Origin of the sequence: Nocardiopsis changdeensis, assembly GCF_018316655.1 — a bacterium.
Taxonomy (GTDB): domain Bacteria; phylum Actinomycetota; class Actinomycetes; order Streptosporangiales; family Streptosporangiaceae; genus Nocardiopsis; species Nocardiopsis changdeensis.
Genome location: NZ_CP074133.1, coordinates 5,904,788 through 5,917,340 on the forward strand (window position 1 = coordinate 5,904,788; position 12,553 = coordinate 5,917,340).

A 12,553-nucleotide genomic window follows, 5' to 3' on the forward strand; every position below is an offset into this window, starting at 1 on the left:
AGCGCGGGCGGGGGTCAGGCGCGGGGGTGGGAGCGGCGGTAGACGTCGCGGAGGCGGTCGACGGAGACGTGGGTGTAGATCTGCGTGCTGCGGGGGCTGGCGTGGCCGAGGAACTCCTGGACGCTGCGCAGGTCGGCGCCGCCGTTGAGGAGGTGGGTGGCGGCGCTGTGGCGCAGGTCGTGCGGGGCGGCGTCCAGGCCCGCGGCGCCCAGGTGGGCGTGGACGTCCTCGCGGGCGCGGCGCACGTCCAGGCGCCCGCCACGCACGCCCAGGAACAGGGCCGGGCCGCTGGACGGGCCGACCAGGGCCGGACGGCCGGCGGCGAGCCAGTCGTCCAGGGCGTCCAGGGCCGGGGCGCCCACCGGAACGGTGCGCTCCTTGTCGCCCTTGCCGACGACGCGCACGGTGGTGCGGGCGCGGTCGACGTCGTCCACGTCCAGGGAGCACAGCTCGGCGACGCGCACGCCCGTGGCGTAGAGCAGCTCCACCACGGCGCGGCGGCGGGTGCCCACCGGGGTGTCGTCCACCGGGCGCGACAGCGCGGCCTCGGCCTGGGCCTCGTCCAGGACGGCGGGCAGCGCGCGCCGCTGGGACGGGGCGGACAGGCGCGGCCCCGGGTCGGCGGCGAGCACGCCCTCGCGGTGCAGGTAGCGGGTGAAGGCGCGGACGGCGGCCACCCGGCGGGCGACGGTGGAGCGGCCCGCCCCCCGGTCGCGGGCGCGGGACAGCCAGGCGCGCACCGCGGGCACGTCGAGGTCGCCGACCTCCAGCCCCTGCTCTTCCAGGTCCTCCAGCAGGGACCGCAGGTCCGCGAGGTAGCCGCGCACGGTGTGCGGGGAGCGGCCCAGCTCGCCCGCCAGGTGGGCGGCGAAGCCGTCGAGCGGGCTCACCGGCGGGGCAGGCAGGCGATGCCGTCGATCTCCACCATGTAGGTGGGGTCGATGAGGGCGCTCACCTCCACCAGGGTCGAGGTGGGCCGGTGCCCCTCGGGCAGGCGGGACAGGAGCGCGGAGCGGAACTCCTCCAGGTCGCTGATGTGCCGCAGGTAGTAGGTGAGTCGCACCACATGGCTCAGGTCCGCGCCGTGGCGGGCGAGGATCGCCTCGATGTTGCTCAGGACCTGCCGGGTCTGGCCGCCGATGTCCCCGGCGACCTCTCCGGCGGGACCCACCGGGACCTGGCCCGAGATGAACAGCAGCGGGCCGTCGGCGGTCAGGGCGTCACTGTAGGGCTTGGCCATGGACGCACGGTATCAGCGCGCCTCCGGCGGAGCGGTGCGCCGGACCACGCCGCGGGCGGGTTCGGCCCCGTCGAGGGCCCCGGAGCGGACCCGGGCGGCCAGGGCGCGGGCGACGATCCGGTCGGTGACCGCCGGGAGGTGCCGGGCCAGGAAGAACTCGACCGCGCCCCGGCGGGTGGTCGGCAGGTCGCGGCGGGGACGGCGCGACAGCCCCGCCAGCAGCACGGTGTCCACGACCCCGTCCAGGCTCTCGTAGGTGCTCATCCCCTCCAGGGACAGCCCCGCCCGGGCGGTCGAGTCGTGGATGGGGCTGCGCACCATCGACGGGTAGACGCAGGTGACGGTCACGTGCGGGGCCAGCTCCAGGCGCAGGGCGTCGGCGTAGGCGACGAGCGCGCGTTTGGAGGCCCCGTAGGCGGCGGCCAGGGGCAGCTGCATGACGGCCATGCGCGAGGACACCATGACCACCCGGCCCCGGGAGTCGACGAGGGCGTCCACGCAGGCGGCGCCGACCCGCCAGGCGCCGAGCAGGTTGACGTCCAGCTGGCGGCGGACCTCGGCGCTCGGGGGCAGCTCGGCCGGTGCGGGCCCGCCGATCCCGGCGTTGTTGACCAGCAGGTCGAGCCCGCCCAGCCGGGACAGCGCCCCGGCGACGGCCGCGGGCACCGCGGCGTCGTCGGTGAGGTCGCAGGCGAGGACCTCGACGGGGTCGTCCCCGCGGGGGCGGGCGTCCAGCCCGACGACCCGCGCGCCCGCGTCGCTCAGCCTCGTGCACAGGGCCCGGCCGAAGGTGCCCGAGGCCCCGGTGACCAGGACGCGCAGGCCGCGGGGGTCGCGGCGGCCGCCGGACAGCAGGTCGCGCAGGGGTCGGCTCATCGGGGGCTCTCCTGGGGGCGGGCGGGCGCGAAGGCGCGTTCGGGGCGGGCGGCCAGGCGCCTGGCCCCGGCGGCGCGCTCGCGGGGCAGGTCGGCGACGTAGTGGTCGAAGTCCACCCGCATCATGGGGCGCCTGTCGCCCCAGCGGGCGGTGGCGGCGCGCAGGTCGCGGGCGACGGCCCGGCGCTGCGCGGCCGGGTCGGGCAGGGCGTACTCCCCCGCCAGGTGGGCGGCCACGAGTTCGCCCTGGGCCTCCACGACGGGCAGGGCGGCGCCGGTGGACTGCATGAGGCCGACGAACGCCAGGCTCGGGTCGTCCAGGTGGAACACCCGCTTGTACAGGGGCAGGCGCTCGGGGTCGGGGCCGGTCCAGCGCTCGTCGAGGAAGGGGAGGGCGACGCGGTAGCCGGTGGCCCAGACGACAGTGTCGACGGCGTCCCCGCTCCCGTCGGCGAACACCGCCCGGTCGCCCTCGAAGCGCGCGATCCCCGGCCGGACGACGATCTCGCCGTGGGTGAGGCGGCTCAGGACGGTGTCGCTGACCGTGGGGTGGTTCTGGAGCAGTCCGCCGGAGGGGGCGGGCAGCCCGTAGTCCTGGGGGCGGCCCACGGCCAGCCGCAGCAGGGTCTGGGCGACGGCCTGGCGGATGCGCCAGGGCAGCACGGCCAGGGCCCCGCCGGTCGCGTCGGAGGGCCGCCCGAACAGGTACTTGGGCACGATGTGGACGCCGCGGCGGGCCGACAGCAGGACGGGTCCGCGGGCGACATGGGAGGCGTCGACGGCGATGTCCATGGCGGAGTTGCCGGTGCCGACGACCAGGACCCGGCGGCCCCGGAACGGTTCGGGGTCGCTGTAGTCGCGGGCGTGCATGTGGACGCCGGAGAAGTCGCCCGGATAGGCCGCGGCGGGCATGCGGGGTTCGCGGTTGTGCCCGTTGGCGACGACGACGGCGTCGTAGCGGGCGGTGTCCCGGCCGGCGGCCACCTCCCAGCGGCCGTCCTCCGTGCGCTCCACCGAGGTGACGTCGGTGCCGAACCGGATGTGCCCGGTCACCCCGAAGGCGTCGGCGTAGTCGGCGAGGTATCCGGCCACGAGGTCCGCCGACGGGTAGTCGGGCCACGTCCGCGGCATGGGGCGGGCGGCGAACCCGGTGCGTCCCCGGCTGGTGTTGAGGTGCAGGGAGGCGTAGGCCGGGGAGCCGGGGGCCGTGCGCACCCACAGCCCGCCGGGGCGGTCGCCGCGTTCGTGGACCACCGGTTCCAGGCCGCGGTCCAGCAGGGCCTTGGCGGCGGCCAGACCCGCCGCCCCGGCTCCGATGACGGCGACGCGTGGGCGGCTCATGGGTGGCCTTTCGTGGGGGGCGGCGCCCGCCGGGCCCTTCCCGGTTCGGCGGGCGCCGCGGTACTCGGGGGTGTTCCCGCCCCGTCGGCGCCGGGCCCGGGGCGGGGCCGGCGCCGGCGGGGCGGCCGTGGGCCGGTGTGCTCGGGGAGGGCGCGGCTTCCGGGACGCGGCCCTGTTCGGGGAGAGGGGGCCGCCGCCGCACACCGGCCGCCCGGACGCCGGGCTTGTGCGCGGGACCAATCGTAAGCGTCCCCTCGCCCGAAGGACATGGTCACGGATACACCCTTGCCCGGCCGGGTTGTGCTCCGCCACAATCCGGCGGAACGCATGAGGAGGCGCTGATGGATCCGCGGGGGGACTGGGACGGCGTGGTCGCCGTCATCGAACAGGTGGTGGCCGACGACCGGCTGCTGGCGGCGACCGTGGCCGGTGTCCGCGGCTCGGTGCGCGAGGTGGCCGCGCTCACCCCGGGCGACATGAGCGCGCACACCCGGGCTCTGCTGCTGGCCGCGACCCGGGCGGTGGCCGCCCGGCGCGGGCCCACCGAGGCCGAGCTGGGCTTCGTCCAGGAGCTCGGGGTGACCCGGGCCCTCCAGGGCGTCCCGGTGGAGGCGGTGCTGTCCGCGATCCACGTCGCCGAACGCGGGATCTGGGCGCACGTCCGGGAGATCGCCCGGGCCCACGGGGTGGGCGCCGAGCGGCTGCTCGACATGCGCGAGCTGTACGAGGACTGGGCCGAGGCGGTGCGCGGCCGCCTGATCACCGCCCACCGCGAGACCCTGGCCGACCGGGAGCGGTCCGCCACCGCCCGGGACACCGCTCTGCTGCTGCGCCTGCTGGAGGGCGGTTCGGCGGCGTCGCTGGCCGCCGCCGAGGCGGGCCTGCCCGCGGAGCTGTGGGTGGTGACGGCCCGATCCGGGGAGCCGGTGGACAGCGCCGCCCGCTGGGAGCGGGACCTGCGCGGCCCGGCGCCGGTCCTGGCGGCCGAGGTGGACGGGCTCTTCGTGGCGGTGCTGGCCCGCTCCCCCGCCCCGGACGCCCTGCCGGGGCCGGCGGGGCTGGCCGGGCCCGGGCAGCCGGAGCACGTGTCCAAGCTGCGGCGTCTGGCCGCGTCGGCGCTGGCGGCGGCCGAGGCCGCGGGCCGCACGGGGGTGGTGCACATCGCCGGCCTGGCCGCGCTGGCCGCCGTGGTGGAGCGCGACGACCTGGCCGGGGTGCTGGCGCGGCACCACGCTCCGGCCCGCCGGGCGCTCGGGGCGAACGCGCTGCCCGTGGCCCGGGCCGTGCGCACCTGGTTCGAGTGCGACCGCGACGTGGCGAGGGCCGCCGAGGCCCTGTTCGTGCACCCGAACACCGTGCGCAACCGGCTCCAGCGCTTCGCGGAGGCCACCGGGACGGACCCGTACACACCGCTGGGCGCGGTGGACGCCTGGTGGCTGTGCCGGACCTGGCTGCTCGCCGCCGAGTGACCTCACCGGACGGGCCGCCACCCGGCGGGGCAGCGCTCCACGAGCCCGGCGGCGGCCAGCAGTCCCAGCGCCCGCATGGTGGACTCCAGGTCCCGGCCGCAGGCCCGGGCGATGACGGCGGGCCCGCCCCCGCCGCGGGGGACGGCGGCCAGCACCCGGGCGCTCTCGGGCGCCAGCTCTGCGGTGACCCGCACCGGGCCGGGCGGGACCCCGCCCAGGGGCCCGATCTGGTCGAGCACGTCCTCGGCGCTCGTGACGCAGGCCGCCTGCCGGTCGCGCAGTAGCAGGTGGCAGCCCGCGGACATCGCCGAGGTGACCGGTCCGGGGACGGCCATGAGCACCCGGTGCAGCTCGGCGGCGTGCGCGGCGGTGTTGAGCGCCCCGCTGCGCAGCCCGGCCTCGACCACCACGGTGCCGGGGGTGAGCGCGGCGATGAGCCGGTTGCGGACCAGGAAGTCCTTGGCCCGCGGGCGCAGGCCGACGGGGCGCTCGCTCACCAGGACCCCGGTGCGGGCGATGTCGGTGAACATCCCGGCGTGGCCGCGCGGGTAGTCCACGTCCGGCCCGCAGGCGAGCACGACCACGGTGGCGCCCGCCGCGTGGGCGGCCCGGTGCGCGGCGCCGTCGATGCCGTAGGCCCCGCCGGACACCACCACGACGGAGCGCTCGGCCAGGTCGTAGGCGAGTTCGGCGGCGACGTGCCCGCCGTAGGGGGTGGACGCCCGGGAGCCGACGATCGCCACCGAGCGCAGGCACAGGTTGCGCAGGTCGCCGCGGCCGCGCACCCACAGTCCGTGCGAGCGGCGGCCGCCGGGGGCGTCCAGCGCCTCCAGCCTGCCGGGCCACTCGGGGTCCCCCGGCGCCACGAACCTGACCCCGGCCGCGGCCGAGGCCGCCAGCAGGGCGTCGACGTCCACCCCGCGGGCCTGCGCGTGCCAGCGCCGCCAGCGCAGCGCCACCCGGTCCCGGTCCACGACCGCCTCCCCGTCCGCCGGTCCGGCCGGCGGCGGTGCCCCGGCCACCAGGTCCGCCCACACCCGCGCCGCCCCGTGTTCGGCGAGCACCGCCCCCAGCCACGGGTCCCCGGGCGGGGCCACCGTCGTCAGCGCCGCCAGGGCCCGCACCTCGTCCTCGTCCACCGCACCGCTCCTCGCCTCGCCCGTCACCGCGGCCCGCCCCGGGCCGCGCTCCCCGCCGCCGCCCGCGTGGGCGGCCGCCCGGTGGGCCCCACGGCCCGGTCCCGGCGTCACCAGGCGCGGCCGGACCACAGCGCGAAGGCATAGGCCACCTCCTCCTCCCCGGGGCGGTCGCGGTCCGCCAGGTCCGCCAGCGTCCAGGCGACGCGCAGGGTGCGGTCCACCCCGCGCGCGCTGATCCGGCCCTGGTCCATGGCCGTCCCGAGGATGCGCAGCGCGCCGGGCTCCACCGGGAACTCCCGGCGCAGGTGGGCGCCGGGCACCTGGGCGTTGGCGGTCCACGGGGTCCGCTCCAGGCGGGCGGCCGCCCGCTCGCGGGCCGCGAGCACCCGGGCGCCCACCACCGCCGAGGACTCGGCGAAGGCCCGGTCCGCGAGCAGTTCGGCCCGGCCCACCTGGGGCAGCTCGACCTTGAGGTCGATCCGGTCCAGCAGCGGCCCGGAGATCCGGGAGAAGTAGCGGCGCCGCTCCCCCGCGGGGCAGTCGCACAGGGCGCCCGGCTTGGCGCAGGGGCAGGGGTTGGCCGCCATCACCAGCTGGAACCGGGCCGGGAACACGACCGTGGAGGAGGCCCGGGCCAGCACCACCTCGCCGCGCTCCAGCGGCTCGCGCAGCGAGTCCAGCACGCCCCGGCCGAACTGCGGCGCCTCGTCCACGAAGAGGACCCCGCGGTGCGCCTTGGACACCCACCCCGGGGCGGGGTGGCCGCTGCCGCCGCCGATGATGGCCGACCGGGTGGAGGTGTGGTGCGGCGCGGCGAAGGGCGGCACCGTGACCAGCGGGGACCCGGCGGGCAGCAGGCCGGCGACCGAGTGGATGGCGGTGGCCTCCAGCGCCGCCGCCGGGTCCAGCCGGGGCAGCACCGTGGGCAGCCGCTCGGCCAGCAGGCTCTTCCCGGTGCCGGGCGGGCCGAGCATCATCAGGTTGTGCCCGCCCGCGGCGGCGATCTCCACCGCCCGCCGGGCCACCGGCTGGCCCAGCACGTCGGCCAGGTCGGGCTCGGTGTCGGCGGGGCGGCGCGGCCGCGGCGCCGGGTCGGGCGGCCGCGCCTCGGGGAACAGGCCCTCCCGCGCCCAGCGGCACAGCTCCTCCAGGGAGTCGACCGCGACCACCTCGATGTCGGGGACCAGGGCGGCCTCGGCGGCGTTGCCCCGGGCGACCACGAAGCGGTCGTGGCCGCGCTCGCGGGCGGCGATGACCGCGGGCAGCACCCCGCGCACCGGGCGGGCCCGGCCGTCCAGCCCCAGCTCGGCGATGAGGACCGTGCCCGCCAGCGGGTCCGGCGGCACCGCCCCCTCCGCGGCCAGGACGGCGGCGGCGATGGCGAGGTCGAACATGCTGCCCGCCTTGGGCAGGCTGGCCGGGGACAGGCTGATGGTGATCTGGCCGCTGGGCCAGGCCTCGCCGCTGTTGGCCAGGGCCGCGCGGATGCGGTCGCGGGCCTCGCGCAGCGCCGCGTCGGGCAGGCCGACCAGGGTGACCCCGGGGTCGCCGCCGCCCAGGTGCACCTCGATCTCGACGACGTGTCCCTCCACCCCCAGCAGCGCGACGCAGTGGGTCCGGGCGAGCGTGATCATCGCACCCCCCGCACGGGCCGCCTGGGAGAGGGCGCGCCGTCAAGGGGCGGTGACTCCTGCCCTCCGCCCGCCCTCCCGTACCAGCGGGGGCTCGGGGGGACACGGCTCGGGGAGGGGCGGGCGGGATTCCGCGGGGCGGTCATGACAGGCCCCGCTCGTGGGAGACGTACACGCGGCCGCCGGTGAGCAGGACGCCCAGGCCGTCGACGCGCAGGGGGCGCCCGGGCACCCGGCGGGCGCGGGCCCAGGCCCGGCCCAGGCGGCGCAGCCGTCCGCGCTTGCTCCGGCCGATGGCCTCCACCGGGTGCCCGTGCAGCAGCCGGGTGCGGGTCTTGACCTCGGCGACGACCAGCACGGGGCCGTCCCGCGCCACGATGTCGATCTCCCCGGCGGGGCACCGCCAGTTGCGGTCCACCACCCGTATCCCGGCTCGTTCCAGGAACGCGGCGGCCAGGTCCTCGCCGAGGCCGCCCAGGTCCCTCCGGTACGCGGCGTACACGTCCACGTCGACCACCTCCCGTTACCACGGTCGGTGATCGGGCGGCGTCCCGCCAGGGTCGGTTCTCTTCTGTGGATAACCGGCGTCAGTCCCTGCCGCCCTCCGCGGGCGGCAGCTCGATGTCGGCCTTGGTGATCTCCTCGACGTTGACGTCCTTGAACGTCACGACGCGGACGTTGCGGACGAACCTGGCGGGCCGGTACATGTCCCAGACCCAGGCGTCCTCCATCACGACCTCGAAGTACATCTCCCCGTTCTCGGTGGAACGCGGCTGCAGGTCGACGTGGTTGGTCAGGTAGAACCGCCGCTCGGTCTCCACGACGTAGCCGAACAGCCCCACGACGTCCCGGTACTCGCGATAGAGCTGGAGCTCCATCTCGGCCTCGTACTTCTCCAGGTCCTCAGAACTCATCCACGTGCTCGCTTTCGTCTGCAGTCTCCGGCCGGGGTGTCCGGTTCCTCCCTGTCATCCACTCGTTGTCGGCCTTCGCTCTGTTCCCAACGGGGGAAGGCCCTGGGACGTTCCACGCGAGACCCACACGGTCTGGGATCCATCATGCGTCACGGAACGGACTTTCGTGCCCGGACGAGAGGATTTCCTCGGACCGATCCCGCCGACCGGCCCTCCGGCCGCCCGTCAGGCGTCGTCGTCGAGCCGCGCGAAGGTCTCCGGGATCCCCAGGCCGCCGGCCTGGTCGAAGGGCCAGATGATCACGAACGCCCGCCCGACCACGTGGTCGATGGGCACCGCCCCGCCCCCGGGGTTGCCCTGGTTGCGCCGGGAGTCGGAGGAGATCGCCCGGTGGTCGCCCATCACCCACACGTGCCCGTCGGGCACCGTGACCGGACCGAACTCCTCGTGCGAGGTCAGGCTGCCCGGGTAGAGGTACTCCTCCTCGTCCAGGGCGACGCCGTTGACCGTGACCCGCTGCTGCTCGTCGCAGCACTGCACCACGTCGCCGGGCAGGCCGATGACCCGCTTGATGTACTCCTTGCCGGTGGGCGCCGCGCCGAGCTGCTGCTGCACCCAGGTGAAGCCGCGCGAGACCGGGTTGGTCGGCTCGGGGACCACCACGGTGTTGGGGTCGTCCCACGACCCGTCGCCGTCGAAGACCACGACCTCGCCGCGCCGGATGTCCCGGATCTCGTAGACGACCTTGTTGACGAGCACGCGGTCGCCGACCTGGAGGGTGTTCTCCATCGACCCGGAGGGGATGTAGAAGGCCTGCATCACCCAGGTCCTGATCACGAACGCCAGTACCAGGGCGATCACGATGAGGATGGGCAGTTCCTTCCAGAACGACCCCTGCTTCTCCTTGCTCATCGACTCGTCCGCCTTCTCCTCCGCGTCGGCGGCCCCGGCTTCGGAGACAGCACTGGCTCCCGAGTCCTGATCGGACTCGGGAGCCAGTGGGGAGCCGTGCTCCTCAGGGCCGGGCCGGGCGGAATCCTCGTCCTGAACCCCGTCCGCGCCGAGGTCCCTGTCGTCTGTACTCATCGAGCCGAAGCTTATACCTCGCGGGAAAACCGCGGGGGCGACTCCGGAGAGGAACCAGGCGACTACTGACCGGCGGGCTCGCGGCGCTCGCGGATGCGGGCGGCCTTGCCGCGCAGGTCGCGCAGGTAGTACAGCTTGGCGCGGCGGACACGGCCACGGGCCGCGACCTCGTACTTCTCGATCGCCGGGGTGTGGATCGGGAAGGTCCGCTCCACGCCGACGCCGTAGCTCACCTTGCGGATGGTGAAGGTCTCGCGGCTGCCGGAGCCCTGGCGGCGGATGACAACGCCCTTGAAGACCTGGACACGGGTACGGTTGCCCTCGGTCACGCGCACGTGAACGTTGAGGGTGTCACCGGGGCGGAACTCCGGGACGTCGGAACGCAGCTGGGCCTTCTCCAGCTCCTGAATGGCGGTGTGCATCTGAATCCTCATCGATAGCGCTCCGCGCCCCACCCCGCCCGCTGCGGGCGTGCGGGGGTGCGCGGGCGATGGCCCGTAAGGGTCTGACTGTCGAACCGCCCGGGTGACCGACACAGAGGCCGACGTCGTGCCGCCGGCATGCGGATGCCTGAGGATCACCAGGGGGGAACCCACCCAGTTTGCCACATCCCGTGCGGCGCACCGAACCACCTGGTCAGGTGGTCTCGGGTACACCCTCCTCGGCCAGGACCTCCCGGTCCCGCCGGTCCAGGGACTCCGCGGGGATGGCGGCCACCAGGTCGGGGCGGTTGCGCGCGGTCTTGCGCAGCGCCTCGTCGCGCCGCCAGCGGTCGACCGCGCCGTGGTCGCCCGACAGCAGGACCGGCGGCACCCCGCGGCCGCGCCATTCGGAGGGCTTGGTGTACACCGGGCCCTCGACCAGGTTCTCCATGCCCCCGGAGGCGAACGAGTCCTGCACCGCGGACTCCCGGTTGCCCAGCACCCCGGGCAGCAGCCGGGTGATCGCCTCGACCATGACCAGGGTCGCCGACTCCCCGCCGTTGAGCACGTAGTCGCCGATGCTGATCTCCTCGACGGGCATCCGCTCCGCGGCTTCCTGGGCGACCCGGGAGTCGATGCCCTCGTAGCGTCCGCAGCCGAACACGAGGTGCCCCTCCCCCGCCAGCCTCTCGGCGTCGGCCTGCCGGAAGGGGCGGCCGCTGGGGGTCGGCAGGATGAGCCGGGCGGGCGCGTCGCCGACCACGGCGTCCAGCGCCTCGCCCCACGGCTCGGGCTTCATCACCATGCCGGGGCCGCCGCCGTAGGGGGTGTCGTCCACGGTGTTGTGGCGGTCGTGGGTCCACGAGCGCAGGTCGTGGACGTGCACGTCGAGCAGCCCGGAGGCGCGCGCCCTGCCGATGAGGGACAGCTCCAGCGGCGCGAAGTAGTCGGGGAAGATGCTGATGATGTCGATGCGCACGGTGCGCCCTTCAGTCGGCGAGGTCGAGCAGCCCCGGGGGCGGGTCCAGGACGATCCGGCCGCCGGGCACGTCCACCTCGGGGACCAGCTCCGCGACGAACGGGACGAGCACCTCGCGGCCGCCGGGGGCGGCCAGGACCAGGACGTCCTGGGCGTGGTGGAGCACGTCGTCCACCGTCCCGACCTCCTCGCCGCCGGTCGTCACGGCGGTCAGGCCGATGAGCTCGTGGTCGTGGAACTCGTCGGGGTCGCCGGTGGGCTCCAGGTCCTCGGAGTCGATGAGCAGGGTGGTCCCGCGCAGCTCCTCGGCGGCGGTGCGGTCGGCGACGCCCTTGAAGCGCACCAGCAGGCGGCCGCTGTGCACGCGCACCGCCCCGACGGTCAGCGGACCGCCCCCGGGCCGGTCGGTCTCCAGGACGGAGCCGACGAAGAACCGCTCCTCGGGGGTGTCGGTGCGCACGTCGATGGCGACGTCGCCGCGGATGCCGTGGGCGCGGCCGATACGGCCGACCACCAGACGCATGGGACTCCGTCCTCCCTCCCGCCCTCGCGCGGGGTAGTCGGGGAACAAGGGGAAACTCGGGTGCCGGGAACGGCGGGGGAAAAGACCGTGCCCGGGGCCGTGTGGCCCCGGGCACGGCTGCGGGGGCGCCGACCGGGATCGGCGCCCCCGCAAGGCGCGTCAGCGCACTTCGTTCAGGTCCAGCAGATCGACGCGGACGTAGCGGCCGCCGGCCAGCGCGCCGATGACGGTGCGCAGGGCCTTGGCGGTGCGTCCGTTACGGCCGATCACCTTGCCGAGGTCGTCGGGGTGCACCCGGACCTCCAGGACTTTGCCCTTGCGGAGTCGTTTGACCCGCACCTGGACATCGTCGGCGTTCGCAACGATCCCCTTCACGAGGTGCTCAAGCGCCTCTTCCAGCACGTCAGGCCTCGCCCTCGGACTTCTCGGCCTCAGCGGTCTCGGCGGCGGGCTTCTCCGCCTTCTTCTTCGGGGCGGCGGTCTTCTTCTCGGCGCCGGGGAGCACGAGCTCCTTCAGGGCGGCCTGGAAGGCGGCCTCCTTGGCCTCCGGGTCCTTGGCCTCGGCGACCTTCAGCGGGGCCGGCGCGGCCAGGCCCTTGAACTTCTGCCAGTCACCGGTCTTGCGCAGGAGGACCTTGACCGCGTCGGAGGGCTGGGCGCCCACGCCGAGCCAGTACTGGACCCGCTCGGAGTCGACCTCGATGAGGCTCGGGTGCTCCTTGGGGTGGTACTTGCCGATCTCCTCGATCGCCTTGCCGTCACGCTTGGTGCGGGCGTCGGCGACGACGATGCGGTACTGGGGCGTACGGATCTTGCCCATACGCTTGAGCTTCAGTTTGACAGCCACTGGAGTGGTCTTCTCCCGATTAACGGTTGAGGCGCCCGGCGGGGCGGCCACGTGGGGTTGTGGAGCCCACCGGAACAGACGTGGGCG

At 75.5% G+C, this 12,553-nt stretch carries 15 protein-coding genes; 1 reads left to right on the forward strand and 14 read right to left on the reverse strand.

The window, feature by feature from the left end; all coding sequences use genetic code 11:
• Positions 1-14: 14 nt before the first annotated feature.
• The 4 genes from KGD84_RS26575 to KGD84_RS26590 are packed head-to-tail and all read right to left on the reverse strand — an operon-like array spanning position 15 to position 3,456.
• Positions 15-890, reverse strand: a complete 876-nt coding sequence (locus tag KGD84_RS26575) for a tyrosine recombinase XerC (RefSeq protein ID WP_220563083.1) — start codon at positions 888-890, stop codon at positions 15-17.
• A complete protein-coding gene (locus KGD84_RS26580) occupies positions 887-1,240 on the reverse strand; it encodes a RidA family protein (RefSeq protein ID WP_220563084.1) in 354 nt (117 codons plus the stop codon). Before KGD84_RS26580 ends, KGD84_RS26575 begins: the two co-directional genes overlap by 4 nt.
• 12 nt (positions 1,241-1,252) lie before the next feature.
• The gene (locus KGD84_RS26585) at positions 1,253-2,116 is read right to left on the reverse strand and encodes an SDR family NAD(P)-dependent oxidoreductase (protein ID WP_220563085.1); all 864 of its coding nucleotides are present in this window, start codon (positions 2,114-2,116) and stop codon (positions 1,253-1,255) included.
• The gene (locus KGD84_RS26590) at positions 2,113-3,456 is read right to left on the reverse strand and encodes a flavin-containing monooxygenase (RefSeq protein ID WP_220563086.1); all 1,344 of its coding nucleotides are present in this window, start codon (positions 3,454-3,456) and stop codon (positions 2,113-2,115) included. The genes KGD84_RS26585 and KGD84_RS26590 overlap by 4 nt, the downstream gene beginning before the upstream one ends.
• A gap of 341 nt (positions 3,457-3,797) precedes the next feature.
• Here KGD84_RS26590 and KGD84_RS26595 point away from each other — a divergent pair, with 341 nt between their 5' ends.
• Entirely contained in the window at positions 3,798-4,925 is a 1,128-nt protein-coding gene (locus tag KGD84_RS26595; RefSeq protein WP_220563087.1) for a helix-turn-helix domain-containing protein, read from the forward strand.
• A 2-nt stretch (positions 4,926-4,927) separates the two neighbouring features.
• Here KGD84_RS26595 and KGD84_RS26600 read toward each other — a convergent pair whose 3' ends face one another.
• The 10 genes from KGD84_RS26600 to rpsP all read right to left on the reverse strand — a co-directional run bounded on the left by KGD84_RS26600 (position 4,928) and on the right by rpsP (position 12,466).
• Positions 4,928-6,064: a DNA-processing protein DprA gene (locus KGD84_RS26600; RefSeq protein ID WP_220563088.1), complete on the reverse strand. Its 1,137-nt coding sequence runs from the start codon at positions 6,062-6,064 to the stop codon at positions 4,928-4,930.
• 107 nt (positions 6,065-6,171) lie between these two features.
• Positions 6,172-7,695, reverse strand: a complete 1,524-nt coding sequence (locus KGD84_RS26605) for a YifB family Mg chelatase-like AAA ATPase (protein ID WP_220565330.1) — start codon at positions 7,693-7,695, stop codon at positions 6,172-6,174.
• Between the two features lie 142 nt (positions 7,696-7,837).
• The gene (locus KGD84_RS26610; protein WP_220563089.1) at positions 7,838-8,203 is read right to left on the reverse strand and encodes a YraN family protein; all 366 of its coding nucleotides are present in this window, start codon (positions 8,201-8,203) and stop codon (positions 7,838-7,840) included.
• Positions 8,204-8,282: 79 nt separating this feature from the next.
• Positions 8,283-8,609: a DUF2469 domain-containing protein gene (locus KGD84_RS26615; RefSeq protein ID WP_073379808.1), complete on the reverse strand. Its 327-nt coding sequence runs from the start codon at positions 8,607-8,609 to the stop codon at positions 8,283-8,285.
• Between the two features lie 225 nt (positions 8,610-8,834).
• Positions 8,835-9,695 carry a signal peptidase I gene (gene lepB, locus KGD84_RS26620; protein WP_220563090.1) on the reverse strand — a complete coding sequence of 287 codons (861 nt, stop codon included), beginning with the start codon at positions 9,693-9,695 and terminating at the stop codon, positions 8,835-8,837.
• Between the two features lie 62 nt (positions 9,696-9,757).
• Positions 9,758-10,117, reverse strand: coding sequence for a 50S ribosomal protein L19 (gene rplS / locus KGD84_RS26625; RefSeq protein WP_220563091.1), 360 nt, complete (start codon positions 10,115-10,117; stop codon positions 9,758-9,760).
• Between the two features lie 214 nt (positions 10,118-10,331).
• Positions 10,332-11,096 carry a tRNA (guanosine(37)-N1)-methyltransferase TrmD gene (trmD, locus tag KGD84_RS26630; protein WP_220563092.1) on the reverse strand — a complete coding sequence of 255 codons (765 nt, stop codon included), beginning with the start codon at positions 11,094-11,096 and terminating at the stop codon, positions 10,332-10,334.
• 10 nt (positions 11,097-11,106) lie between these two features.
• On the reverse strand, positions 11,107-11,619 hold the full coding sequence (gene rimM, locus KGD84_RS26635; protein ID WP_220563093.1) for a ribosome maturation factor RimM: 513 nt from the start codon (positions 11,617-11,619) through the stop codon (positions 11,107-11,109).
• A 159-nt stretch (positions 11,620-11,778) separates the two neighbouring features.
• Positions 11,779-12,021, reverse strand: coding sequence for an RNA-binding protein (locus KGD84_RS26640; RefSeq protein WP_220563094.1), 243 nt, complete (start codon positions 12,019-12,021; stop codon positions 11,779-11,781).
• 1 nt (position 12,022) lies between these two features.
• Positions 12,023-12,466, reverse strand: coding sequence for a 30S ribosomal protein S16 (rpsP, locus tag KGD84_RS26645; protein WP_220563095.1), 444 nt, complete (start codon positions 12,464-12,466; stop codon positions 12,023-12,025).
• Positions 12,467-12,553 lie beyond the last annotated feature (87 nt).

Coding starts and splice junctions, on each gene's coding strand:
- rplS (WP_220563091.1), bottom strand. CDS start 10,117: ATGCACACCGCCATTCAGGAGCTGGAGAAGGCCCAGCTGCGTTCCGAC.
- lepB (WP_220563090.1), bottom strand. CDS start 9,695: ATGAGTACAGACGACAGGGACCTCGGCGCGGACGGGGTTCAGGACGAG.
- KGD84_RS26580 (WP_220563084.1), bottom strand. CDS start 1,240: ATGGCCAAGCCCTACAGTGACGCCCTGACCGCCGACGGCCCGCTGCTG.
- KGD84_RS26585 (WP_220563085.1), bottom strand. CDS start 2,116: ATGAGCCGACCCCTGCGCGACCTGCTGTCCGGCGGCCGCCGCGACCCC.
- KGD84_RS26595 (WP_220563087.1), top strand. CDS start 3,798: ATGGATCCGCGGGGGGACTGGGACGGCGTGGTCGCCGTCATCGAACAG.
- rimM (WP_220563093.1), bottom strand. CDS start 11,619: ATGCGTCTGGTGGTCGGCCGTATCGGCCGCGCCCACGGCATCCGCGGC.
- KGD84_RS26615 (WP_073379808.1), bottom strand. CDS start 8,609: ATGAGTTCTGAGGACCTGGAGAAGTACGAGGCCGAGATGGAGCTCCAG.
- KGD84_RS26590 (WP_220563086.1), bottom strand. CDS start 3,456: ATGAGCCGCCCACGCGTCGCCGTCATCGGAGCCGGGGCGGCGGGTCTG.